We start from the raw sequence: 23,382 nt of genomic DNA, 5'->3' as shown, positions 1-23,382 counted from the left end.
GAACACCGACCGCCCCGACACCAACGACCAACCCACCGCGCCCACCGGCACATCAGCCCGCGCCACATGTCCCGCCAGCGCCGCCGCCTGACCCCGTAACGCCTCAGCGCTCCGCCCCGACACCACCCACGGCACCACACCACCCACCGCACCGTCCACCTCCGGAACAACCGACTCCGGAACATCCGACTCCGGAGCCTCCTCAACGATCAGATGCGCATTCGTCCCGGAGATGCCGAACGACGACACGCCCGCCCGCCGCACCCGCTCCCCCCGCGCCCACTCGACCGCCTCCGTCAACAACCGCACCCCACCCGCCGACCAATCCACATGCGGCGACGGCTCGTCAATGTGCAGCGACGCCGGCAGCACCCCGTGCCGCAACGCCATCACCATCTTGATCACACCGGCGACACCGGCGGTGGCGTGCGTGTGGCCGATGTTCGTCTTCACCGAGCCGAGCCACAGCGGCCGGTCCGCCGGCCGGCCCTGCCCGTACGTCGCCAGCAGTGCGCCCGCCTCGATCGGGTCGCCCAACTTCGTCCCCGTACCGTGTGCCTCGACCGCGTCGACGTCGGCGGTGGAGAGTCGGGCGTCGGCCAGCGCCTGTCGGATCACCCGCTCCTGCGCCGCGTCGTTGGGCGCGGACAGCCCGTTGCTCGCGCCGTCCTGGTTGACGGCCGAGCCACGGACGACCGCAAGGACGCGGTGCCCCTTGCGGCGCGCGTCGGACAGCCGCTCCAGCAGCACCAACCCGACGCCCTCCGAGAACCCGGTGCCGTCGGCGGACGCGGCGAACGCCTTGCACCGGCCGTCGGGCGACAATCCGCGCTGACGGCAGAACTCGGTGAACATCAGCGGCGACGAGAGCACCAGCGCCCCGCCCGCCAGGGCCAAGGTGCACTCGCCCTGCCGCAGCGCCTTGACCGCGAGGTGCATCGCCACCAGCGACGACGAACACGCCGTGTCCACCGTCACCGCCGGGCCCTCAAGCCCCAGAGCGTAGGCGACGCGCCCGGAGAGGACGCTGTTCAGGCTGCCGGTGGTGGCGTGGCCCTCGAAGCCTTCGGGGATGCGCGGCAGACGCGAGTAGTAGTCCTCGCTCGACACGCCCGCGTAGACCCCGGTGCGGCTGCCCTTGAGCGTGCGGGGGTCGATGCCGGCCCGCTCCAGGGACTCCCACGCCACCTCCAGCAGCAGCCGCTGCTGCGGGGTCATCGCGAGCGCCTCCCGCGGGGAGATGTCGAAGAACTCCGCGTCGAAGCGGTCGGCGTCACGGACGAACCCGCCATCGCGCACGTAACTGGTCCAGGGGGTGGCCGGATCCGGGTCGTACAGCTTCTCCAGGTCCCAGCCCCGGTCGGTGGGGAACGGTCCGATGACGTCGCGCCCATCGGCCACCAGGTCCCACAGCGCTTCGGGCGAATTCGCGTCCCCGGGGAAGCGGCAGCCCATGCCGACGATGGCCACGGGCTCCTGGTGGCGCTCCTCCACCTCGTGCAGACGCTGCCGCGTCTGCTGGAGTTCGGCGGCAACACGCTTGAGGTAGTCGACGAGCTGCTCTTCATTCGCCATGGGGGGCCACCATTTCAGGACACTCCAAGCTCGTTGTCGATGAAGTCCAGCACCTGTTGGGCCGAGGCGGACTTGAGCCGGTCCGCCGCAGCGGCGGGGGCCGCGGGCGCGTTGCCGTGGGCCTGCCGCCAGGTCGCCAACAGGTCCTCCAGGCGGGTGGTGACCATGGCGACGTCTCCTTCGTCCACCGCGGCGCCCGCCACCGCGGCCTCCAGCCGGGCCAGTTCGTTCAGCAGCGCGTTCCCGCCGTCGGCGCGGACGACCGCAGGGTCGGCGCCGGGGACGTGGCCGGTGCCGGCCTCTTGGCCGGGCACGAGCCGGCGCAGCAGGTCGCGCGTGACCTGCTCCGAGGTGGGGTGGCGGAAGACGTACGCGGTGGGCAGCCGCAGCCCGGTCGCCGCCGACAGCCGGTCCCGCAGCTCCACGGACGTCAAGGAGCTGAAGCCGAGCTGCTTGAAGGCGGCCCGGGCCGGGACCGCCTCCGGTTCGGCGTGCCCGAGCACGGCTGCCGCGTGCCCGCGTACGACGTCCAGCAGGGTGCGCTGCCGGTCGCCCTCGGGCAGTGCGGCGAGCCGGGCCGCCAGGTCCACGGGACGGTCCGGTCCGTCGGCTGCGGCCCGCCGCCGCGGTCCGGTGGGCTCGACCCGTACGGCGACGGAGTGCGGCGGTGCGCCGGGCAGCGGGCTGCCGGCCCCGGCCACCAGCACGTGCGACTCCCGGTGCGTCCACACCGCGTCGAAGACGGCGTCGTCCGGGGCATCGGCGGGGTCCGCGGCCCGAGCCCAGGTCACCGAAGTGCCCGGCAGTCCCCCGGCGTGCCGGTGTGCCATCAGGGCTTCGCAGTACGCGTGGGCGGCGGCGTGGTCGATGGCGTTCGGCGCGTCCGGTTCGGCCACCGGCTCGCCGAACACCACGAACCGTCGCAGCGTGGGCACTTCGCCGGCGGCCGCGGCGAGTCGGGCGGCGACGGTCGCTTTGGCGTGCCACACCTGCGCGGGGGCGCCCGACCGCGCCCCGGCCGCGTGCACGATCCCGGTCAGCGGGTGCGCGGGGTCGATGCCGGTGAGGATCGCCGCCACCGAATCCGGATCGGCGAGGTCCGCGGCCACGACGTCGACCAGGGGGCCGTACGCCGCCAGCCGGGCCGCGAGTTCCGTCGCGTCCGACGCCGCCGGGCCGCGCCGACTGACCAGGACCAGCCGATCCGCCCGTCCGGTGCGCGCCAGGTACTCGGCGATCCGGGCGCCCCAGGCCCCGGTGCCGCCGCTGACCAAGACGGTGCCGCCGTTCTCGACGGCCGGTTCGCCGGCGCCGGTGGCCGGGTCGGGGACCCAGCGGGGCGCCAGGACCCTGCCCGCGCGCACCGCCACGACCTGCTCGCCGCTCGCCAGGGCCGTGCGCACGGCGCTCGACGTGTCGGCGTCGAGCATTGCCGCGGCAGGGGGGTCGGTCGACGGTTCGAGGTCGAGCAGGACGACGCGGTCGGGGTGCGCCGACAGCACGTGCCGCAACCGTCCGCGTATCCCGGTCTCGGCCGGGTGCGGTGCGGCCGGCGCTCCGGACAGTTCCACCGGCAGGGCTCCCCGGGTGAGCAGCACCAGACGGGCCCCGGTCGTACGGGGTTCGGCGAGCCAAGTGCGCACCAGCGCCGATGCGCGCTCGACCGCCACCAGGCCCGAACTGCTCCCGGTGTGCACGTCCGCGACAACCACCGCGGCATCGCCGGACACGGCCTCCGCCACCGCCGCGGGCCCCTCGTCGGCGAGGGTGACCCAGCCTTCTCCCCCAGCCCCGTCCACCCGTGCCAGCGGCGTCCACGCCAGGGTGAACAGCCGCCCGGCGCCCCCGGCCGCGGCGCGCAGCCGGCCGGGGTCCGCGGGCCGCAACACCACCGAGGCGGCCGTGAGGACGGGGGCGCCCAACGCGTCGGCAACGGCCACGCTCAGCTCCCGCTGGTCGTCGTCGCCGTCGGCGGGCCGACGTGGCGTCAGCCTGACGCGTACGGTCTGGGCCCCGCCCGCCCACAGCGTCACTCCGGACCAGGAGAACGGCAGCCACACCGGCCCGCCCGTCGCGGGCTCCGCCGGCAGCAGTACGGGGTGGAGTGCGGCGTCCAGGAGGACGGGGTGGATGCCGAACCCGTTCTCGCCGTCGCCCGTGCCGTGGGGCAGGACGACCTCGGCCAGCAGTTCGTCCCCGTTGCGCCACAGCGCGCGGAGCCCGTGGTGGGCGTCGCCGTACGAGTATCCCGCGGCGTCCAGGCGGGCGTAGAAGTCCGCTGTGTCGACGGGTTCGGCACCGGCCGGCGGCCACGCGCCTGCGACTTCGGGGGCGGGGGCGGTCGGTCCGGGCGTGAGGAAGCCGGTGGCGTGGCAGTTCCAAGTGCCGTCCGCGCGGTCGCGCTCGGCCCGGGAGTCCACCCGTAGCTCACGGGTGCCGTCCGCGGCGGCCGTGCTCACCGACACCCGCACCTGGAGGTCCCCGGCCGTGGGCACGGCAAGCGGTTGTCGCAGCGTCAGTTCCGCCACTTCGCCGCAACCGGTTTCGTCAGCGGCGCGCAGGGCCCATTCGACGAGCACCGCGCCCGGCACCAGTGCCGTACCGGCCACCGTGTGGTCACCGAGCCAGCCGTGGGCGCCCGCCGGTACCCGACCGGTGAGCACGAACCCGCCGTCCGCCAGGTGCACCGCGCCGGGCAGCAACGGATGGTCGACGTCGTGCAGCCCCGCCGCACCGAGCCTGCCGGCGCCCGCCGTGGGCGGGAGCCAGTAGCGCTGGCGTTGGAAGGCGTACGTGGGCAGGTCGATGGTGCGTCGGGCCGCGGCCGGGAACCAGGTCGACCAGTCCACCGGGGCCCCGGCCACGAACGCCTGCCCCAACGACAACGCCAACTGCCCCAACCCACCGGAGCCCCGACGCAACGTCGGCACCACCACCGCATCCACACCGACGCCCTCGAACACCTCCGCCAAACCGAACGCCAACACAGGATGCGGACTCACCTCAACGAACAACCCATGCCCGGCATCAACGAGCGCTTCCACCGCATCGGAGAACCGAACCCGTTCCCGCAAGTTCCGCACCCAATAGCCGGTGTCCAGAGCAGTGGTGTCGACCTGTTCAGCAGTCACCGTCGAGTAGAAGGCAACGCCACTCCTGGCCGGCTGGATCCCGGCGAGAAGGCCGTGGAGTTCATCGGTGATCTCATCGACCTGCGGACCATGGGACGCGTAGTCCACATCGATCAGCCGGGCCCGATGCCCAGCACCCTCGACCGCGGCGACCGCCTCGGCAACGGCCTGCGGCGGACCGGAAACGACCGTCGACGAAGGTCCGTTCACCGCAGCCACCACCACACCGCCCTGCACAGGGAAAAAGCCTTCGGCTTCTTCGGCACCCACGGCCAGGGACGCCATGGCGCCGCCTCCGGACAGGGCGCGGAGGGCTTTGCTCCGGAGGGCGACGATCCGCGCGCCGTCCTCCAACGTGAGCGCCCCCGCGACGCAGGCTGCGGCGATCTCACCCTGGGAATGCCCGATGACGGCAGCCGGTTCCACGCCGTACTCCACCCACACGGCGGCGAGGGACACCATCACCGCCCACAGCACGGGCTGCACCACATCCACCCGGGCCAGTTCCGCACCGTCACCGCGCAACACACCCGTCAACGACCAATCCACATGCGGCTTCAACGCCGACTCACAGGCAGCGATGCGTTCGGCGAAGACAGTTGAGGAGTCGAGGAGTTCGACGCCCATGCCGACCCACTGCGAACCCTGCCCCGGAAACACCAACACCGGCCCGGAACCCAGATCACCCGCTTGACCCACCACAACCCCGGGGTGCGCCACCCCCTCCGCAAGCGCTTCGACACCCGCCACCAGTTCATCCCGCGCCGTACCCACCACCACCGCCCGGTGCTCGAACACCGACCGCCCCGACACCAACGACCAACCCACCGCGCCCACCGGCACATCAGCCCGCGCCACATGTCCCGCCAGCGCCGCCGCCTGACCCCCTAACGCCTCAGCACTCCGCCCCGACACCACCCACGGCACCACACCACCCACCGCACCGTCCACCTCCGGAACAACCGACTCCGGAGCCTCCTCAACGATCACATGCGCGTTCGTCCCGGAGATGCCGAACGACGACACGCCCGCCCGCCGCACCCGCTCCCCCCGCGCCCACTCGACCGCCTCCGTCAACAACCGCACCCCACCCGCCGACCAATCCACATGCGGCGACGGCTCGTCAATGTGCAGCGACGCCGGCAGCACCCCGTGCCGCAACGCCATCACCATCTTGATGACGCCAGCGACCCCCGCCGCAGCCTGCGTATGCCCGATGTTCGACTTCACCGACCCCAACAACAACGGACGCGCTGAACGCCCCTGGCCGTACGTCGCCAACAGCGCACCCGCCTCGATCGGGTCGCCCAACTTCGTCCCCGTACCGTGCGCCTCCACCGCATCCACCTCGGACGCCGACAAACCCGCCTGCGCCAACGCCCGCCGGATCACCCGCTCCTGCGAAGGACCATTGGGCGCTGCCAGACCATTCGAAGCACCGTCCTGGTTCACCGCCGAGCCGCGCAGTACGGCGAGCACCTGGTGCCCGTTGCGCCGTGCGTCGGACAGCCGCTCCAGCAGCACCAGACCGACGCCCTCGGACCAGCCCGTCCCGTCGGCCGCAGCGGCGAACGCCTTGCACCGGCCGTCCGGGGCCAGCCCGCCCTGGCGGGAGAACTCCCCGAACATCCCGGGCGTGGCCAGTACGGTCACCCCGCCGGCCAGCGCCAACGAGCACTCGCCCGCTCGCAGCGCCTGCGCCGCCAGGTGGATCGCCACCAGCGACGACGAACACGCCGTGTCCACCGTCACCGCCGGGCCCTCAAGTCCCAGGGCGTACGAGATCCGACCCGCCGCGACGCTGGGCGTGGTGCCCGTGAGGAGGTGGCCGTCCAGGCCGTCGGTCGGTTCGTGCATCCGGGGCCCGTAGTCCTGAGCCGTCAGCCCGACGAAGACGCCGGTGGAGCTGTGTCGCAGTGCAGTGTTGATGACGCCGGCCCGTTCGAACGTCTGCCAGGCGCACTCCAGCAGCAGCCGCTGCTGCGGGTCCATGGCGAGCGCCTCCCGTGGCGAGATGCCGAAGAAGGCAGCGTCGAAGCGGTCGGCGTCGGGGAGGAATCCGCCTTTGTCGGTGTGGCTCGTGCCCGGACGCGGGGCTGTTGTCGGGTCGAAGAGTCGGGACAGGTCCCAGCCCCGGTCCGCGGGGAAGTCGCCGATCACGTCCCGGCCTTCGGCCACCAGGTCCCACAGCTCTTCCGGGGTCTGTGCGCCCGGGTAGCGGCAGCTCATCGCCACCACTGCGAGGGGCTCCGCGGCATCGACGGCACGCGGTTCGTCGCGTCCGGCCGGTTCGGGTGAGCCCGCGATCAACTCGCGCACGCGGTCCGCAGCGGCCCGCGGGGTGGGGTGGTCGAAGGTGAGCGTGGCCGGCAGCGCCAGCCCGGTCGCGGTGCTCAGCCGCTCGCTCAGTTCGGCGGCGCCCAGCGAGTCGAAGCCCTGCTTCTTGAAACTGGTGTCGGCTGCGACGGCGCTGCCCGACGCGTGCCCGAGGACGGCGGCGGCCTGGGAGCGTACGAGTTCGAGCGCGAGGCGCGACTGCTCCCCCGCGCCCAGTTCGGACAGGCGCCGGGCGAACGGTGCGGCGTCGGGCACCGGCCGTGTGGTGTCCGGCTCCGGCTCGACGCGCTCCGCACCCGCGCCCTCGTCGGCGTCCACGCTGGTGCCCGCGGGCTCTGGCCAGTGGCGTTCCCGTTGGAACGCGTACGTGGGCAGCGCCACCCGCTGTCGCGGCCCGCCGGACCCCCGGTCCCAGGTCACGCCGAAGCCGCGCACCCACAGTTCGGCGAGCGCGGTGTGCAGCGTCTCGTCCTCGGGGCGGCCCCGGCGCAGCGCGGCGAGTGCGGTGGGCCGCGTTCCGGTGGTTCGCGGATCGAGCCCCGTGGTGGGCAGGGACTCGCGGACCATGGCTGCGAGGGGCCCGTCGGGGCCGAGTTCGAGGAAGACCCGGGCGCCCGCGTCGGTCGCCGTCCGTACGCCGTCGTGGAACCGGACGGTGCCGCGGGCGTGTGCCGCCCAGTAGTCGGGGTCGGCGAGTTGCCCGGGGGCGGCCGGGCGGCCCGTCACGTTGGAGATGACGGGGATGTCGGGTTCGGAGAACGCCAGCCCGGCCACGACCGTCCGCAGTTCGTCGAGCACGGCGTCCAGGTGCGGGGAGTGGAAGGCGTGGCTGGTGCGCAGCACCTTGGTGCGGCGGCCCCGGGCCCGCCAGTCCGCCTCCAGTTCGTGCACGGCATCGCGGTCGCCGGAGATGACGACGGACGCCGGTCCGTTGACGGCGGCGAGGGAGACCGATGCCGCGCGGCCGGCGAGCAGTTCGGCTGCTTCGCCCTCCGTGGCCTGGAGGGCGGCCATCGCGCCGGACGTGCGGACGGACTGCATCAGCCGGCCCCGGGCGGCGGCGAGGGCGCCCGCGTCGGCGAGCGGGAGCGCTCCCGCGACGTGGGCGGCGGCGATCTCGCCGACCGAGTGGCCCATGACTTGGCCGGGGTGGACGCCGAAGGACTCCATCAGCCGGTGGAGCGCGACCTCGACGGCGAAGAGCGCGGGTTGCGCGTAGCCGGTCTGGTGCAGGGGTGCGTCGGGGCCGGTGTCGAAGACGACGTCGCGCAGCGGCCGGTCGAGCCAGGGGTCGACCGCGGCGAACGCCTCGTCCAGGGCGGCGGCGAACACGGGTTGTGTGGCGGCGAGTTCCCGCCCCATGCCGATTCTCTGGCTGCCCTGCCCGCTGAAGAGGAAGGCCAACTCGGTCGCGCCGGGCGGTTCGTCGGGTGTCCGTCCGGTGACGGTTCCGGCGTGGCGCTCGCCGTACGTGCAGGTCGTCAGGCGGTCCGTCAGTTCGGTGGTGTCGCGTCCGATGACCACGGCGCGGTGCGAGAGCGGCTCGCGGGCGGTCACCAGGGCGTGTGCGACGTCCGCGGGGTCGAGGGCGGGTTCGGCGGCGATGCGGGCGCGCAGCCGGTCGGCCTGGGCGCGCAGGGCCGCCGCGCCGCGGCCGGAGAGCGGCCAAGCGACGAGTGCGGGAGCCGTGTCGTTCCCGGTGGGCGCCTGGGCCCGCGGTGCGGTGGCCCGGCCCGGTGCGGTGGCCGCGGTCGCCGGGAACACGGGGCACCAGGCCGGACGGGCCGCGCTGGGCGGGGCTTCGGCGAGCACCACGTGGCAGTTGGTGCCGCCCATCCCCAGGGACGTGACGCCGGCGACCTTCCGCCGCCCGTCGTCGCCGCCCGGCCAGGCCGTCAGCGCCTGCGGTACGTCAAGTCCCAGTGCACGCAGGGGTATCCGGGGGTGCGGCGTCTCGAAGTGGAGGCTTGCGGGGATGCGTCCCCGTGCCAGGCTCAGCGCCGTCTTGACCAACCCTGTCACGCCGGCGGCGCCCTCCAGGTGTCCGACGTTCGTCTTCACCGAGCCCACGAGGAGGGGCCCGGTGGTGCGTCCCGTGCCCAGTGCGGCGCCGAGCGCTGCAGCCTCCACCGGGTCCCCGACCGGGGTTCCGGTGCCGTGCAGTTCCACGTACTGCACGTCGTCCCGCTCGGTGCCGGCGCAACGGTGCGCCAACCGGACGACCGCTTCTTGTGCCGTTGTGCTGGGGACCGTGAGGGCGCCGGACGACGCACCGTCCTGATTGACCGCGCTCCCCTCGATCACGCAGTACACCGGGTCCCCGTCGCGCACCGCGTCGTCCAGCGGCTTGAGGACGACCAGCGCGCCGCCCTCGCCGCGGACGAAGCCGTTCGCCCGGGCGTCGAAGACGTACGAGCAGCCGTCGGGGGACAGCCCGCCGAAGCCGGTGGCGGCCGCCGTGCCCTCCGGGGCGAGCATCAGGTTGACGCCGCCCGCGAGCGCGGTCCCGCATCCGCCGCGGCGCAGTTCCTCGCAGGCCAGGTGGACCGCGGTGAGCGAGGAGGACTGGCCGCAGTCCACCACGACGCTCGGTCCGCGCAGGTCCAGGGCGTACGAGACGCGGTGCGCCACGGTCCCGCGGTGGGCGCCGGTCATGGCGTGGCGCGCACCGACCCGGCCGGCCCGGGCCAGCACCGGTCCGAACGCGTCCCACATGGCTCCGACGAAGACGCCCACGCCGCGGCCCGCGAGTTGCCCGGCCGGGCGGCCGGCGTCCTCCAACGCCTCCCAGGCGAGTTCGAGTACGAGCCGCTGCTGTGGGTCCATGACGGCGGCCTCGCGCGGGGAGATCCCGAAGAAGGCCGCGTCGAAGGCGTCGACCCGGTCGAGGAACCCGGCGCGCTGCGCGTGGGCCGCCGCGGCGCCCCACGACGCGCGGCGGTCCTCGGGCAGCGGGCCCACCGCGCACCGGCCGTCCGCCAACAGGCTCCAGAGCTCGGCCGGCCCTCCCGCCCCGGGCAGCCGACACGCCACACCCACCACCGCGATGGACTTCCCCGTCGTCACCTCGACACCCCAGCTCGGGTAGGAGTCTCCTGAGTGGCCCCATCCTCAACAGACGCCCTTAAGCCACACCAAAAACGAACCGCAGCGGGCGCCCCCGGTCAGGGAATCGTTCGACTGCACCGCGCTTCCGGAAGCAGGGGCGGTGAAGGCGTCTGCGGCCCGGCGGGCAACGGCGGCTCCGGACGGAGCCGTATGAGGGAGCCGCCCCTCGGCCGCGCCGGGGCGCGACGGAGGGGCGGGACTCTGTGGACGTCCGGCGCGGGGCCGGGGGCTCAAGCCTTGAGCGCCGACATCAGCAGCTCGTGCGCCTCGGCGTCCGCGGCGACGACGAGCCCGCGGCCCGACGGGCCGAGCGGTGCCCCGTCGATGTCGGTGACCACGCAGCCGGCGGCGCGGCACAGCGCGATGCCGGCGGCGAAGTGGACGCTGTCGGAGAGGTCGCCGCCGTCGGTGACGTACGCGGCGCGCCGGCCGGCGGCCACCCAGGTCACGGCGAGGGACGAGGAGACGACCCGGGGCCGGAAGTGGGCGGTGAACTCCGGGCGGGCCAGCAGCTCCACCGCCCGGAAGCCGGGGGCGCTCGGGAAGGGCGGGTCCAAGTTGACGTCGACCAGGCGCGATGCGGATGACGGCGCCAGGGGTGCGGTGACGCCCTCTTGGCGTACCAGGGCGGTGGTGCCGTCCGTGTGGAAGACCTCGCCGGAGAAGGGGTCGGCCACCGCTGCCGCGCCGCCGCGCAGTGCCACGTTGACGGCCACCACCTTGGTGCCCACGGCGTAGTTCAAGGTGCCGCACAACGGGTCCACCAGCCACTGGCGGGCAGTGTCGGCGGCGCCCTGCTGGCCGCCCTCCTCGCCGAGCACCCCGTCGTCGGGCCTGGCACTGCGGATCACGTCGAGGATCGCCTTCTCGCCGGCGACGTCGGCGGCGGTGGCGAAGTCGCCGGCGCCCTTGTCGATGCGGTCGAGACGCTGTCCGTACAGGCCCCGCACCACGTCCGCGCCGGCGAGCACCGCGTCGATCGCGAGCTCGACGTCTACGGAAACCCCACTCGAAGTGATCATGCGCAGCAGCGTACCGTCGCGGATCCGGGCGCTACGGAGTCCGCCCCTTGCCGGTCCGCACGCCGGCCATCCGTCGACGCCCCGGTCACCGTGGACCCCGCCGTGGTCATGTCGACCCGTCAGAGAGTTGTCGGGAAACGGGTCCGGAAGCGATCACTTCGGCCGTATCGGCGGGCGTCACCTGCTGCCGGCCCCCACGCCCACCCGCTCCCGCAGCCGTGCGCAGGTGCTGGTGAGCAGCCGGGAGACGTGCATCTGTGAGATCCCGAACTCCTCGGCGATCCGGCTCTGGGTGAGGCCCTGGAAGAACCGCAGGTAGAGCAGGCGTCGCTGCCGCTCGGTGAGCTCTCCCAGGAGCGGCTTCACGGCCTCCCGGTCCACCACGGTCTCCAACGCCGGATCGAGGGCGCCGAGGGTGTCGGCCAGGGTGGCACCGGAGCCTGGCCGGCCGTCGAGGGCCAGATCGGCATCGAGGGAGAGCGCGCTGTGGGCGTGCAGGGCGGACAGCCCCTCCCGTACCTCCCACACCGCGAGTTCGGTGCGTTCGGCGATCTCGCGCACCGACGGCTCCCGACCCGACTGGGCCAACTCCTGGTACACGGAGCGGACGCGGCCCTGGAGCTCCTGCGTACGGCGCGGCACCCGCACCGTCCAGCTGTGGTCGCGGAAGTGCCGGCGGACCTCTCCCGTGATCGTGGGTACGGCGTAGCTCTCGAAGGGTGCCCCGCGCCCGGGGTCGTAGTGGTCGACCGCCTTGACCAGGCCGATCGCCGCGACCTGGCGCAGGTCGTCCAGCGCCTCGCCGCGGTGGCGGTAGCGTCCGGCGATGCGGTGGGCCATCGGCAGCCACGCCCGGACGACCTGCTCGCGCACGACGTCGCGCTCGGGGCCGTCGGGGAGGGCCGCCAGGCGGCGCTGCTCGGCGCTGGTGTCGGGGGCGTCGTCGTGGGGGTGTCGTCCATGTCGTCCACGGATGGCGCTCATCACTGCTCCGGGGGTCGTTCGCACCGCGGAGAGCGGAGGTGCCGCTCCGACCCGGGTGGGCCTGGCAGGCGCTCGCCGGCGTCGACGGCGCACGCCTGCTCTACCTCCACCCTGGCAAACTCCCTCCGCTCCCGCATCCCCGGTGCAGCGGCGGGTCAGCGGACGACGGCTTCGCCGACCAGCAGGCGGACGGCGGCGGCGATGGCCTCGGCATCGATGCCGGCGTGCCGCATTTGTTCCTCCGGGGTCGCCGAGCCCGGCATGTTCCGCACGGCGAGCCGTACCAGCCTCGGCTGCGGACGCCCGTCGGCGAACGCCTCGGCGACGGCGTCCCCGATGCCGCCCTCCGGATGGTGGTCCTCGACGGTCAGCAGGCAGCCGGTGTCGTCGGCGGCGCGTTGCAGGGTCGCGGTGTCGACCGGTTTGACGGAGTACAGGTCGATCACCCGGACCCCGACGTCGGCGGCGGCGAGGGCGTCGGCGGCGCGCAGCGCCTCGTGGACGGTGACTCCGGCGGCGACGACGGTGACCCGGTCGCGGTCACCGGCGCGCAGCACCCGGCTGCCGCCGACGGGGAACTCGTCGTCCGGCCCGTACAGGACTTCGGTGGCGCCGCGGCTGGTGCGCAGGTACCCGATGCCCGGCAGTTGGGCCATCTGTCCGACCAGCCGTGCGGCCTGGTTGGCGTCGCAGGGGTAGAGGACGGTGGATCCGTGCACGGCCCGCATCATGGCCAGGTCCTCCAGGCCCATCTGCGAGGGTCCGTCCTGGCCGATGGCGACGCCTGCGTGCGATCCGCAGAGCTGGATGCCGGCCTCGCTGACGGCGGCCATCCTGATGAAGTCGTGCGCCCGGGTGAGGAAGGCGGCGAACGTCGCGGCGAACGGCAGGTACCCGCGGGCCCGCATGCCGACGGCGGCGGCCACGAGTTGCTGTTCGGCGATGTAGCACTCGAAGTAGCGCTCGGGGTGGGCGCGGGCGAAGTCCTGTGCGCGCGTGGAGTCGCCGACCTCGCCGTCGAGTGCGACGACGTCGCCGCGTGCCGAACCGAGCGCGGCCAGGGCGGCGCCGAAGGCGTCCCGGGTGGCGACCTGCTCGCCCACGTGGTAGCGGGGCGGGTCGACGTCGCCCAGGGGGATCGCGGGCCGGGTGGTGACGGGTGCCGGCTGCGCGACGGCGACCCGCGCCGAACGCACCCCGCCCAGCTCCGCGATCGCCTCTTCGGGGTGCGGCAGCGGTTTGCCGTGGAAGCCCTCCCGGTCCTCCACCTCGGCGACCCCGCGGCCCTTGTGGGTGCGGGCGACGACCGCCGTGGGCCGGTCGGTCACGCCGGCGGCCTCCTGGTAGGCCGCGTCGATCGCGGCGACGTCGTGGCCGTCGATCTCCACGGTGTGCCAGCCGAAGGCGCGGAACTTGCGGGCGTGCGCTTCGAGGTCCCACTCCTCGCGGGTGGGTCCGCGCTGGCCGAGCCGGTTGACGTCGACGACGAGGGTCAGGTTGTCGAGGTGTTCGTACGCGGCGTGCTCGGCGGCCTCCCAGACGGACCCCTCGGCCATCTCGCTGTCCCCGCACAGCACCCACGTCCGGTAGGGGACCTGGTCGAGCCGCTTGCCGGCGAGCGCCATGCCGACGCCGACGGGAAGGCCCTGGCCCAGGGAGCCGGTGGCGACGTCCACCCACGGCAGCCGTGGGGTGGGGTGGCCTTCGAGGGGGCTGCCGTCGTGACGGAAGGTGAGCAGTTCGCCCTCGTCGATGACGCCGGCGGCCCGGTAGAGGGCGTACAGCAGCGGTGACGCGTGCCCCTTGGAGAGGATCAACCGGTCGTTGCCCGGGTGGTCGGGCCGGTCGAAGTCGTAGCGCAGGTGACGGGCGAGGAGCACGGCGGCGAGGTCGGCGGCCGACATCGAGGACGTCGGGTGCCCCGACCCCGCCGCGGCGGCCGCGCGGACTGCGTCGACCCGTAGCTGCTGGCCCAGTTCCACCAGTTCCTCGTTACCCATCGTCCGCTCCTCCCTGGCGCCGGTTCCGACCGTCGGTCACGGAGAGTCGCCCCGGCACGGGGCGCCCGGCCCGCTACGAGTGCCCCGGGCAGTGCGGTCCAAACGCGGTGGCCCGCCGGGGTCGGCGGGCCCTTCGCGTCAGGGGCCGGGCTTGACGTTGGTGGCGGCCACCGCCGGGCGCAGCGCCTTCGCGAGCCGCACGGCGTCGTCCACGGCCCACACGTGGGTGAAGAAGAGACGGGGTTCGTCGGTCAGGCCGTGGTTGTGGAGTTCGACGAGGTCGATTCCGCCCCGGCGCAGCGCGGTGAGCGCCTTTTGCACTTCGTCGGCGACCATGACGAGGTCGCCGTTGAGGGCGGCCCGGCCACCGCCCAGGGGCTGGAAGTTGAAGGCGGCGGTGGCGCCGAGGCCCGGGGGCAGGGGGTGTCCGTCGTTGGTGACGGTCTCGCGGCGCAAGAAGAGGCAGGTGTACACCTCGCCGTTGCTGACGCCCTTGGTGCCGAGCGCCGCGTCGATGCCGGCGGTGTCCAGGTCGAGGGGTTCGGCCGGGGGCGTCGGTCGGGGCGGCGGGGTGGCGGTGCGGTCGAGCGCCGCACGCAGGTCCCGGGCGATGGCGACGGCGTCCGTGCCGTGTGCGCAGACGTGGGTCCACCACACGTCGGGGGTCTGCGCCAGCAGGTGCTTGTGGATGGCGGTCTGTGCGATGCCCCGGGCCTGGAGCACGTCGCTGACCCGCTGGAGCTCGCTCTCGGCGACGACGAGGTCACCCATCAGCATGGTGGTGCCGTCGCTGTAGCGCACGAAGGACACGTGGGAGCCGAGGGCGAGTCCCGGGGTGACGGCGACTCCGTGCGAGACCACGCGCAGATCGCTGCGGGGGAAGGCCACGTGGTACTGGAGGCCGCGGACCATCTCGCCCGTGCGTCCCAGTGCCCGGGCGACGGCCGTCCAGTCGGCGTCGGTGGTGGGCACCGGGGTGGCGGCCTCCGCGGCGTGCCCCTGGTCGGTGGCGACCGCCGGGCCTGCCGTGCCGACCAGCGCGGGCACTGCCGCGGCCGCCGCCAGGAGTTGCCTCCGCGGCACCGCGGGCCGTACCCGTGTGCCCCGTCCGTCCCGTGCTTCCCTGGTGACCCGTACGTCCTGCTGGCTGTCCGCGCCCATCGCTTGCCACCTCCGCGGCCGATGCAAACACGCGGCGGCGCCCTCCCCCGGCATCCGCGGCGGTGCGCCGCGCCACCCACTCCGGTGGGCCAGGGGAGGTCGGCCGATCGGACGAACGATCGCGGACCCGGGTCAGGAGTCCGGCGCCGCCCAGGTGCCCAGGGACATCTCGGCGGTGATGCCGGGGCCGAAGCCCGCGAGCATGCCTTGGTGTCCGTCGAGCGCCGACTGTTCGTCGAAGAGCCGGGACAGGGCGTCGAGGACGACGGCGCTGGCGATGTTGCCGTACTCGGTGAGCGTGGCACGGCTGTGTCGGAACGCCCCGGGCGGCACGTCCAGGAAGCGGCACAGGTCGTCGAGGATGCGCGGTCCGCCGGCGTGGATGATGTAGAAGTCCAGCTTGCTGGCGTTCCACTGGTGGTCGTCGGCGAGGGTGCGCAGCGCGGGGCTGAGCGGCTCCATGGTGCCGGGGACCCGTTTGTCGAGCTGGAAGTGGAAGCCGGTGGAGCGCACCGCGTAGGAGATCCACTCCTCGGTGTTCGGGATGAGGTACGAGCTGTTGCGCTCCAGGCGCATCCCGGTGCCGCGGTCTCCGCCGCGGACCACCGCGGCGGCGATCCCGTCCCCGAACAGGCCGTTGGACAGCAGGGATCCGACGCCCATGTCGATGGGCTGGTAGCACAGCGAGCAGAACTCGCAGGCCACGATGAGGACGTTGGAGTCCGGGTAGGCGGTGCAGAAGTCGTGGGCGCGGTTCACCGCCGCACCGCCGGCCGCGCAGCCGAGTTGGGCGATCGGGAGCTGCCGGGTGTCCGTGCGGAAGCCCATCTTGTTGATGAGCCACGCGGTGAGGGACGGCATCATGAAGCCGGTGCAGGAGACGTAGATGATCAGGTCGATCTCGTCCGGTGCGACGTTCGCCTGTGTCAGTGCCCGGTCCACGACGGCCGGCACTCGCGCCTTCGACTCCGCTTCGTAGAGGACGCTGCGCGAGTCCAGCCCCGGGTGCTTCAGCACCTCGTCGATGGGCTGGATCAGGTGTCGCTTGCGCACTCCGGTGTGCTCGATCAGCCGGAGGACGAGCCCCAGTTGTGGGTGGTCGCCGTGCAGCTGCCGAGCGAGCTCCAGGGTTTCCTCGTTGGTGATGACGTGCTCGGGCACTGCTATGGCCGGTTTGCACAGTACTGCCATGGGATCTTCTCCTAGCGGAGGTGGGCCCCACGTAGAGCCGTGACCCGGGGGTCGGAAGTGCACCGCCCGGCAGCGGCCGTAACAGACGGGAAGCCGTGGGGCTTCCCGTGACGAACGCGGCGTTCCGGCCGCCGGGATGGGGTGTGGGCCGTCGCGACCGGTTTCACCGGGCGCGCGGCGAGGGCGTTTGCCGCTCACTCAATTTACGCCAGGCAGGTGACGACCGCACTTCGGTCCGGCGCCCCAGCCCCCACGCCCCGCTTCCCCGGCCGACCGGCCCGGGGTGCCCCTTCCGCTCACCAGGTGACGGGCAGCCCCAGCGGATAGCGCCAGATCGAGGTGGTGTTCCACTCCACTTCTTCGGCGGGCTTCGTCAGCTCGATGTCCGGGAACCGCTCCAGCAGCGACTTGAACGCGGTCTCGATCTCGGCCTGCGCGAGCGGTGCGCCCAGGCAGTGGTGGGCGCCCCAGCCGAAGGTCATGTGCGAGGGGGTGGTGCGGTCGAAGTCGAGCTCGTCGGGGCGGTCGAACTTGAGCCCGTCGCGGTTCGCGGTCAGGTACGACACGTGCACGATGTCGCCCGCGGGGATCGTCACTCCGCTCAGCTCCACGTCCTCGGTGGCCACCCGGGGGATTCCGACGCCCTTGCGGAACGGGATGTAGCGCAGCAGCTCGTTGATGGTCTGGGAGAGCTTCTCCGGGCTCTGCTGGAGCGCTGCGCGGGCTTCGGGCCTGGTGAGCAGGGTGTAGGAGAGGTTCCCCAGCTCGTACGTGGTGGTGTCCTGACCGGTGATCAGCAGCACCATCGCCATCACCGTCAGCTCCTTGTCGTCCAGGAGCTCGTCGCCGTCGCGGGCGGTCGCCAGCACGCTGATCAGGTCGTCGCCGGGGTCCGCCCGGCGGCGCGCCGTCAGGTCGGTGAAGTAGGCGCGCAGGTCGGCCTTGGCCCGTACGGCGTTGGGCCGGTTCTCCGCGGTGACGTTCATCATGGTGCGGGCGTGGGCGCGCAGTTGGTCCTTGTCGCCCTGGGGGATCTCCAGGACCTCGCAGATGGTGATCAGCGGCAGCGGGTGGGCCAGGTGCGTCATCAGGTCGGCTTCCGCCCGCTCCTCGGCCATCCGGTCCAGGAGCTGGTCCACGGCGCGTTGGATGTGCGGGCGCATGCGGTCGATCTGGTCCGGGGCGAAGCCCTTGGACACCAGGCTGCGCAGTCTGCTGCTGGCCGGCGGGTCCATGACGTTGATCGCCTCGTCCTGGACGATGGGCTCGGGAGTCATCCGGGGGAAGTCCCGGCCGATGACGGCGTGGCGGCTGAAGCGTCGGTCGGTCGTCACGGTCCGCACGTCGTCGTAGCGGGTGACGAGCCATGCCTCGCCCTCCCCGTAGGGGAGTTTGATCCGGGCGACCGGCTCCTCGTCCAGGAACCGTCTCAGCATCGGATCGAAATCCAGCGCCTCGGCGTAGTCGAAGGGGCAGTAGTGCGCGTTGGCGTCGGTGGACATACGGATCTCCGGGTCTGGTTCACGGAACTTGAGCCGGGGGCGGCCGACGGGACGCAACATCGCTACCCGCCCCGCCGGCGAGTCCCCGGTGCGTGACCCCTTTGCCCGACGAGGTTCATCCGTCCTGCGCAAAGCGCGTCCCGGAAACAATCGCCCGGACGGGAGCGCGGCGACTGGGTAGGGTCGGTGGCCTTGGACCGTGACGGACAGGAGCGCGCCCGATGCAGTCTGACGAATCGGCCCGGCAGGGCTCGCGGATCGACCCTTGGCTCGGCCACTACGCGCAACGCGCGGCGGGGATGGTCGCGTCCGAGGTGCGGGCGTTGTTCGCGGTCGCTTCCCGGCCCGAGGTGGTGTCGCTCGCGGGCGGCATGCCGAACGTGAGCGCGCTGCCGATGGACTCGGTGGCGGCGCTGATGGCGGAGCTGGTGACCGAGCGGGGGGCGGTGGCGCTCCAGTACGGCTCGGCGCAGGGCGACCCGGGGCTGCGGGAGACGATCTGCCAGGTCATGGCGGCGGAGGGCATCGACGCGCGCCCGGACGACGTGGTGGTGACCGTGGGGTCGCAGCAGGCGCTGGACCTGGTGACGCGGGTGTTCGTCGACCCCGGGGACACCGTGGTCACCGAGGCGCCCACGTACGTCACGGCCATCGGGGTCTTCGCCGCGTACCAGGCGGACGTGGTGCAGGTGGCGATGGACGAGGACGGCGTGGACCCGCAGGCGCTGGCGGAGGCGTTCGCCCGGCTGGCGCGCGCGGGGCGGCCGGCGAAGTTGTTCTACACCGTCCCCACCTTCCAGAACCCGGCGGGCGTGACCCTCAGCGAACGGCGCAGGCCGCAGGTGTTGGAGGTGTGCCGGCGCGCCGGGGTGCTGGTCCTGGAGGACAATCCGTACGGGCTGCTGCACCTGGACCGCGGGGAGCCGATGCGGGCGCTGCGGGCCGACGCCCCGGGGGACGTGGTGTACCTGGGGTCCTTCTCGAAGACCCTCGCCCCGGGGCTGCGGGTGGGCTGGGCGCTGGCGCCGGCCGCGGTGCGGGACAAGCTGGTGCTCGCGGCGGAGAGCGCGATGCTGTCCCACTCGGTCTTCAACCAGTTGGCCGTGGACCGTTATCTGCGCACCCAGCCGTGGCGGACGCAGCTCAAGGAGTACCGGGAGATGTACCGGGAGCGGCGCGACACGATGCTCGGGGCGCTGGAGCAGCACATGCCCGACGGGGTGTCATGGACGCGGCCGGGCGGCGGGTTCTTCGTGTGGGTGACGCTCCCGGAGGGCTTGGACTCCAAGGCGATGCTGCCGCGGGCGATCCAGTCCCGGGTGGCGTACGTGCCCGGCACGGGCTTCTACGCGGACGGGGGCGGGCGCAGGGAGATGCGGCTGTCCTACTGTTTCCCGCCGCCGGAGCGGATCCGGGACGGGGTGCGCAGGCTGGCCGACGTGATCACCGCCGAACTGCGGCTGCGGGACACCTTCGGCGGCTGACGGCCGTGGTCGAGTACGAGGAGATCGAGGGAGCATGAGCGATCTGAGGGTCGTCGTCATCGCGGGTGGGCTGTCGCCCGAGCGCGAGGTGTCGCAGAAGTCCGGTGCGGAGTTGGCCGACGTGCTGCGCCGGGTCGGGGTGGAAGTGGACCTGCGGGACGTGGGGGCGGATCTGCTGCCGGCGCTGGCCGACGATCCGTACGCGGTGGTCTTCCCGGTGCTGCACGGCGCGGCCGGCGAGGACGGCACGATCAAGGAGGTGCTGGAGCTGGCGGGCAACCCTTACGTGGGGGCGCGGCCGGAGGCGTGCCGGGCCGCCTTCGACAAGACGGTCGCCAAGGGCGTGCTCGCCCGGGCGGGTCTGGCGACTCCCGCGTCCGTGACGCTGCCGAAGGAGGCGTTCCACGATCTGGGCGCGGCCGAGTTGACCTCGCGGATGGTGCAGCGGCTGGGGTTGCCGCTGTTCGTGAAGCCGCGGGCGGGCGGCTCGGCGTTCGGCGTCAGTCGCGTCGAAGCGGCCGAGCGGCTGCCGGAGGCCCTGATGTCCTGCTTCGCCTACCACGACGAGGCGTTGGTGGAGCGGCTGGTGGCGGGCACGGAGATCGCGGTCGGCGTGGCCGACCTGGGCGACGGCCCGTTCGCGCTGCCGGCCGTGGAGATCGTGGCGGACGGCCTGTACGACTACGCCGCCCGCTACACGCCCGGCGCGGTCGAGTTCCACCGGCCGGCCCGGATCCCCGGCGAGGTGGCCCGGGAGGCCGCCCGGGTCGCGGTCGCCGCGCACCGGGCGTTGGGGCTGCGGGACCTGTCCCGCAGCGACGCCATCGTCACGGACGCCGGCGAGGTGGTGGTCCTGGAGACCAATGTCGCCCCGGGGATGACGCTGACCAGCACGTATCCGATGGGGGTCGCGGCAGCCGGGCTCGACTTCGGCGCGTTCTGTCGGGACCTCGCGGCGCTCGCGGCCCGGCGTCACCGCCACCGCCCCTGACGGATCGGGGCGTCCTCAGGGCGGGGCGGTCGTGCGAACCCCGCCCTGAGCACGCCCCGGACGTACCGGACGCCCCCGGTTGAGGGCGGGCTCGGGCTGCGGGCAGGGTACGGGCGAGGTCAGGGGTGCGTACGATTTCGGCCAGGCGGGCGGCGGCCGGTTCCCACCCCGGGGGTGCGGACCGTGCAACGAGTGCGCCGGAAGGCTTAGCGAAAGCCAGCGGCGAGAGCGTCACAAGCACACTCAAGCCCACTTGATAACTGGTGGGTAATTTCATGGGCCCATGCCCGCCCGTCGACCTTGTCAAGGCATGGCTATAGCAAGGAAATTTCGCCTAAGCGGAGCCGACCCTACCTTCGGGAGGGCGCACCGTCAACGGCTTGTCCAACCGCCCTGACCCGGGTATTTTCACCCGCCATCCCGAGTGAGCAATTGCCTCGCGTTGCACATGATGAAATGGCTCAAAAGTTGGGATGGGGGATGGTGGATCCCGAGCCACCTGTGCTTATCTGAGGTCGAACCGAGCAAGACTCCAAGCACAGCAGGTACGCACACCGCTTTCCGTGCGCACCACCGCATGCATTCTCGCCTTTTGAACGAGGGAGGGTCCGTGGTCGCTGTTCATGTCCTGCGACGAGCAATGCGAGTTACGCGCCCGTCCCGCAGCGCCCGTAAGAGACGTCGAATACGGGCTCCGGAAGATGATTTCCAGCGGCGGGACGAGCGCTTATTACGTGCCGCTTTCATGGTGTCCAACACCGGTGACTGGATATTCCGGTTCGCCTTGCCGGTGCTGGTGCTGCAACTGACCGGCTCCGCGGTCTCGACGGCGCTGACCTACGCGGTCGAGTTCATCCCGTTCGTGGTCATCGGGCTGTTCAGCGGGGTGGTGGCCGACCGGTCCGACCGGCGGAAGTTGATGATCGCGTGCGACGTGGTCTCGGCCCTGTTGGTGACCGGCGTCGGAATCCTGTGCCTGACCGATCCGCCCGCCTGGCTGGTGATGGTGGCGGCCTTCCTCTTGGGCTGCGTCAGACCTTTCTCCTTCCCCGCCTTCCAAGCACTCATCACCGAGCGCGTCGCCGCGGAGCGACGCGCCTCGATGAACGCCTGGGTGCAGAGCGCCGACGGCACCCTCGCCATGCTGGGCCCGGTGGCGGGCGTCGCGGTCGTCACGCTGCTCGGACCGACCGTGGCGAGCTTCACCAACGCGACCTCGTTCACCCTGGCCGCCCTCCTCGTCAGCGCCACCAGCGTCACCGCGGCCGGGCCCCGACTGCTGGCGTCGCTCAGGACCGCGTGCCGTTCGCTGGTGCCCGACTCCCTGGCAGCACTGCGGCTGATCAAGACCGACCGCTCGATGCTGTGGGCCACGGTCCTGCTCACCCTGAGCAACTTCACCTTCCCCGCCGCCGCGGCCAACCTCGTCTACATCGTGGCCGGGCCGGACGGCGACGTGCCCGCGTCCCTCGCGGTGGTCTCCGCCGCACTGGGGCTCGGCGCCGTGCTGGGGGCCGTCGCGGCGCCCGCCCTGCTGCGCAGGTTCTCGCCCGGTGCGCTGATGGCCGGCGGCATGGCGGTCAAGGCGCTCGCCCTCGCGCTGCCGGCACTGTGGCCCGGAGTCGGGACGCTCACCGCTTGCTGGTTCGTGGTCGGGGTGACGACCTCGGTCTTCATCGTGCCCTGGCGGACCTATCGACAAGCCGCGGTGGACAACGAGTTCCTGGGCCGGGTGGTCGGGCTCCAGCGCGCCATTCCCTTCGCCGCCATCCCCGTCAGCGCGCTGGTCGGCAGTTGGCTGGTCGTCGAGTTCGGCCCCGCCGTCCTCTTCGGGGTCATTGCCGCCGTCCAGTTCTTCGTATGGCTCGGGACCCGGTTCTCCCCGCTCGGCAGGGCCGAATCCACCGACGCCGCCAGGGGGCACCCGCCGGCCGTGCCGCGGGCCAGGTCGACGACGGGTAAACACCCCATGAATTCCCACTGACGTCGAGTCAACCACGGTCTTTCCAAAAGTACGTCAAAGGGCGAAGCCCTGCGTTCAACGAGTCATTCCCGTTCATGGAGAGGTGTGAGGGTCGGATGCCATTATCTTTCGAGGGCAACGGCACTGTCTCGGCACAGCGTGCGCAATTCGCCGACGACGGCTATCTCGTCCTACCCGGTCTCTTGCCCGAGTCCCTCGTCGAGCGACTCGTCCCCGAGGTGGACCACTGGATCGACGCGGGGCTGCGCACCCGCTCCATAGCCGCCTGCGTCGATCCGGGCCCCGACGACGATCCGCCCACCATGGAGCTGGAGTTGCCGGCGCACGGCGAACTCCTCACCCACGAGCCGCTGTTGCAGGCCGTGTCCGATCTGATGGGGGCGCCGTTCGTCTTCCACCACCTGCACAGCGCCCGGCACGACCCCGGGGCGCCGGGCAAGCCGTGGCACCACGACTACGAACCCAACGACACCGGCGACCCGGGCTTGCTGATGGTGCACGCGCTGCACTACCTCGGCGGGCTCGACGGCACCATCGGCAACCTCACCGTGCTGCCCGGCTCGCACCGCGGCGAGTTGCGGGCCCGGGCCTCGTACGCCGATCTCGGCACCGCCGAACTCCCCGGTGAGACGGTCATCGACCGACTGCCGCCCGGCTCGACCGTGCTGGTCAACTCGCGGCTGCTGCACGCCCGCAGAGCCGCCCCGAACCCGCCGGGCGCCACCACCCGCTACTTCGTCGACGCGTCCTACTGCCACACGGGGGCCCGCTGGCGGCCCGTGAAGCCGTACTGGCGGCACATGCTCGCCACGGCCCGCGCCCTCGAACTCGACGGCGGACGGTGGCCGGAGCTGTTCGCGGAGCGGCACTTCACCGAGTACGCCCGATCGGCGTGAGGAGGCGGGAGCCCTG

The 23,382-nt window shown here is 72.7% G+C and carries 12 protein-coding genes; 4 read left to right on the top strand and 8 right to left on the bottom strand.

All coding sequences use genetic code 11. The annotated features are described in order from the left end of the window. The 8 genes from ACH4E8_RS27620 to ACH4E8_RS27585 all read right to left on the bottom strand — a co-directional run. On the bottom strand, positions 1 to 1,575 hold a 1,575-nt coding region (locus ACH4E8_RS27620; RefSeq protein ID WP_398452996.1), incomplete at its 3' end, for a type I polyketide synthase. 14 nt (positions 1,576 to 1,589) lie between these two features. Then, entirely contained in the window at positions 1,590 to 10,109 is an 8,520-nt protein-coding gene (locus ACH4E8_RS27615; RefSeq protein ID WP_398452994.1) for a beta-ketoacyl synthase N-terminal-like domain-containing protein, read from the bottom strand. Between the two features lie 272 nt (positions 10,110 to 10,381). Further along, positions 10,382 to 11,173 carry an inositol monophosphatase family protein gene (locus ACH4E8_RS27610; RefSeq protein ID WP_398452991.1) on the bottom strand — a complete coding sequence of 264 codons (792 nt, stop codon included), beginning with the start codon at positions 11,171 to 11,173 and terminating at the stop codon, positions 10,382 to 10,384. A gap of 177 nt (positions 11,174 to 11,350) precedes the next feature. Then, positions 11,351 to 12,157 (bottom strand): SigB/SigF/SigG family RNA polymerase sigma factor, encoded by an 807-nt coding sequence (locus ACH4E8_RS27605; RefSeq protein ID WP_398452988.1) that lies wholly within the window; start codon positions 12,155 to 12,157, stop codon positions 11,351 to 11,353. A gap of 155 nt (positions 12,158 to 12,312) precedes the next feature. After that, positions 12,313 to 14,157, bottom strand: a complete 1,845-nt coding sequence (locus ACH4E8_RS27600; RefSeq protein WP_398452986.1) for a transketolase — start codon at positions 14,155 to 14,157, stop codon at positions 12,313 to 12,315. Between the two features lie 138 nt (positions 14,158 to 14,295). Next, positions 14,296 to 15,318: a DUF1259 domain-containing protein gene (locus ACH4E8_RS27595; protein WP_398452983.1), complete on the bottom strand. Its 1,023-nt coding sequence runs from the start codon at positions 15,316 to 15,318 to the stop codon at positions 14,296 to 14,298. A 132-nt stretch (positions 15,319 to 15,450) separates the two neighbouring features. Next, entirely contained in the window at positions 15,451 to 16,509 is a 1,059-nt protein-coding gene (locus tag ACH4E8_RS27590; RefSeq protein ID WP_398452980.1) for a type III polyketide synthase, read from the bottom strand. Positions 16,510 to 16,805: 296 nt separating this feature from the next. Beyond that, complete coding sequence (locus ACH4E8_RS27585; protein WP_398452978.1) at positions 16,806 to 18,011, bottom strand: cytochrome P450; 1,206 nt, start codon at positions 18,009 to 18,011, stop codon at positions 16,806 to 16,808. A 221-nt stretch (positions 18,012 to 18,232) separates the two neighbouring features. On the opposite strand from ACH4E8_RS27585, the gene ACH4E8_RS27580 reads away from it, so the two are divergent. The 4 genes from ACH4E8_RS27580 to ACH4E8_RS27565 all read left to right on the top strand — a co-directional run bounded on the left by ACH4E8_RS27580 (position 18,233) and on the right by ACH4E8_RS27565 (position 23,366). After that, entirely contained in the window at positions 18,233 to 19,495 is a 1,263-nt protein-coding gene (locus ACH4E8_RS27580) for a PLP-dependent aminotransferase family protein (RefSeq protein ID WP_398452976.1), read from the top strand. 34 nt (positions 19,496 to 19,529) lie between these two features. Next, on the top strand, positions 19,530 to 20,486 hold the full coding sequence (locus tag ACH4E8_RS27575) for a D-alanine--D-alanine ligase (RefSeq protein WP_398452973.1): 957 nt from the start codon (positions 19,530 to 19,532) through the stop codon (positions 20,484 to 20,486). 448 nt (positions 20,487 to 20,934) lie between these two features. Further along, positions 20,935 to 22,470: an MFS transporter gene (locus ACH4E8_RS27570; protein WP_398452971.1), complete on the top strand. Its 1,536-nt coding sequence runs from the start codon at positions 20,935 to 20,937 to the stop codon at positions 22,468 to 22,470. Between the two features lie 95 nt (positions 22,471 to 22,565). Continuing rightward, positions 22,566 to 23,366, top strand: coding sequence for a phytanoyl-CoA dioxygenase family protein (locus ACH4E8_RS27565; protein ID WP_398452969.1), 801 nt, complete (start codon positions 22,566 to 22,568; stop codon positions 23,364 to 23,366). The last annotated feature ends 16 nt before the right edge of the window (positions 23,367 to 23,382 follow it).

Source organism: Streptomyces sp. NPDC017979, assembly GCF_044328175.1.
In the GTDB taxonomy this organism is placed as follows: domain Bacteria; phylum Actinomycetota; class Actinomycetes; order Streptomycetales; family Streptomycetaceae; genus Streptomyces.
This window is presented reverse-complemented; position numbering and strand designations above follow the sequence as displayed.

Excerpts from the sequence above, each read along its gene's own strand:
- ACH4E8_RS27590 (WP_398452980.1), bottom strand. The coding sequence starts at position 16,509 with ATGGCAGTACTGTGCAAACCGGCCATAGCAGTGCCCGAGCACGTCATC.
- ACH4E8_RS27600 (WP_398452986.1), bottom strand. The coding sequence starts at position 14,157 with ATGGGTAACGAGGAACTGGTGGAACTGGGCCAGCAGCTACGGGTCGAC.
- ACH4E8_RS27565 (WP_398452969.1), top strand. The coding sequence starts at position 22,566 with ATGCCATTATCTTTCGAGGGCAACGGCACTGTCTCGGCACAGCGTGCG.
- ACH4E8_RS27595 (WP_398452983.1), bottom strand. The coding sequence starts at position 15,318 with ATGGGCGCGGACAGCCAGCAGGACGTACGGGTCACCAGGGAAGCACGG.
- ACH4E8_RS27605 (WP_398452988.1), bottom strand. The coding sequence starts at position 12,157 with ATGAGCGCCATCCGTGGACGACATGGACGACACCCCCACGACGACGCC.
- ACH4E8_RS27610 (WP_398452991.1), bottom strand. The coding sequence starts at position 11,173 with ATGATCACTTCGAGTGGGGTTTCCGTAGACGTCGAGCTCGCGATCGAC.
- ACH4E8_RS27585 (WP_398452978.1), bottom strand. The coding sequence starts at position 18,011 with ATGTCCACCGACGCCAACGCGCACTACTGCCCCTTCGACTACGCCGAG.
- ACH4E8_RS27580 (WP_398452976.1), top strand. The coding sequence starts at position 18,233 with ATGCAGTCTGACGAATCGGCCCGGCAGGGCTCGCGGATCGACCCTTGG.
- ACH4E8_RS27575 (WP_398452973.1), top strand. The coding sequence starts at position 19,530 with ATGAGCGATCTGAGGGTCGTCGTCATCGCGGGTGGGCTGTCGCCCGAG.
- ACH4E8_RS27570 (WP_398452971.1), top strand. The coding sequence starts at position 20,935 with ATGATGAAATGGCTCAAAAGTTGGGATGGGGGATGGTGGATCCCGAGC.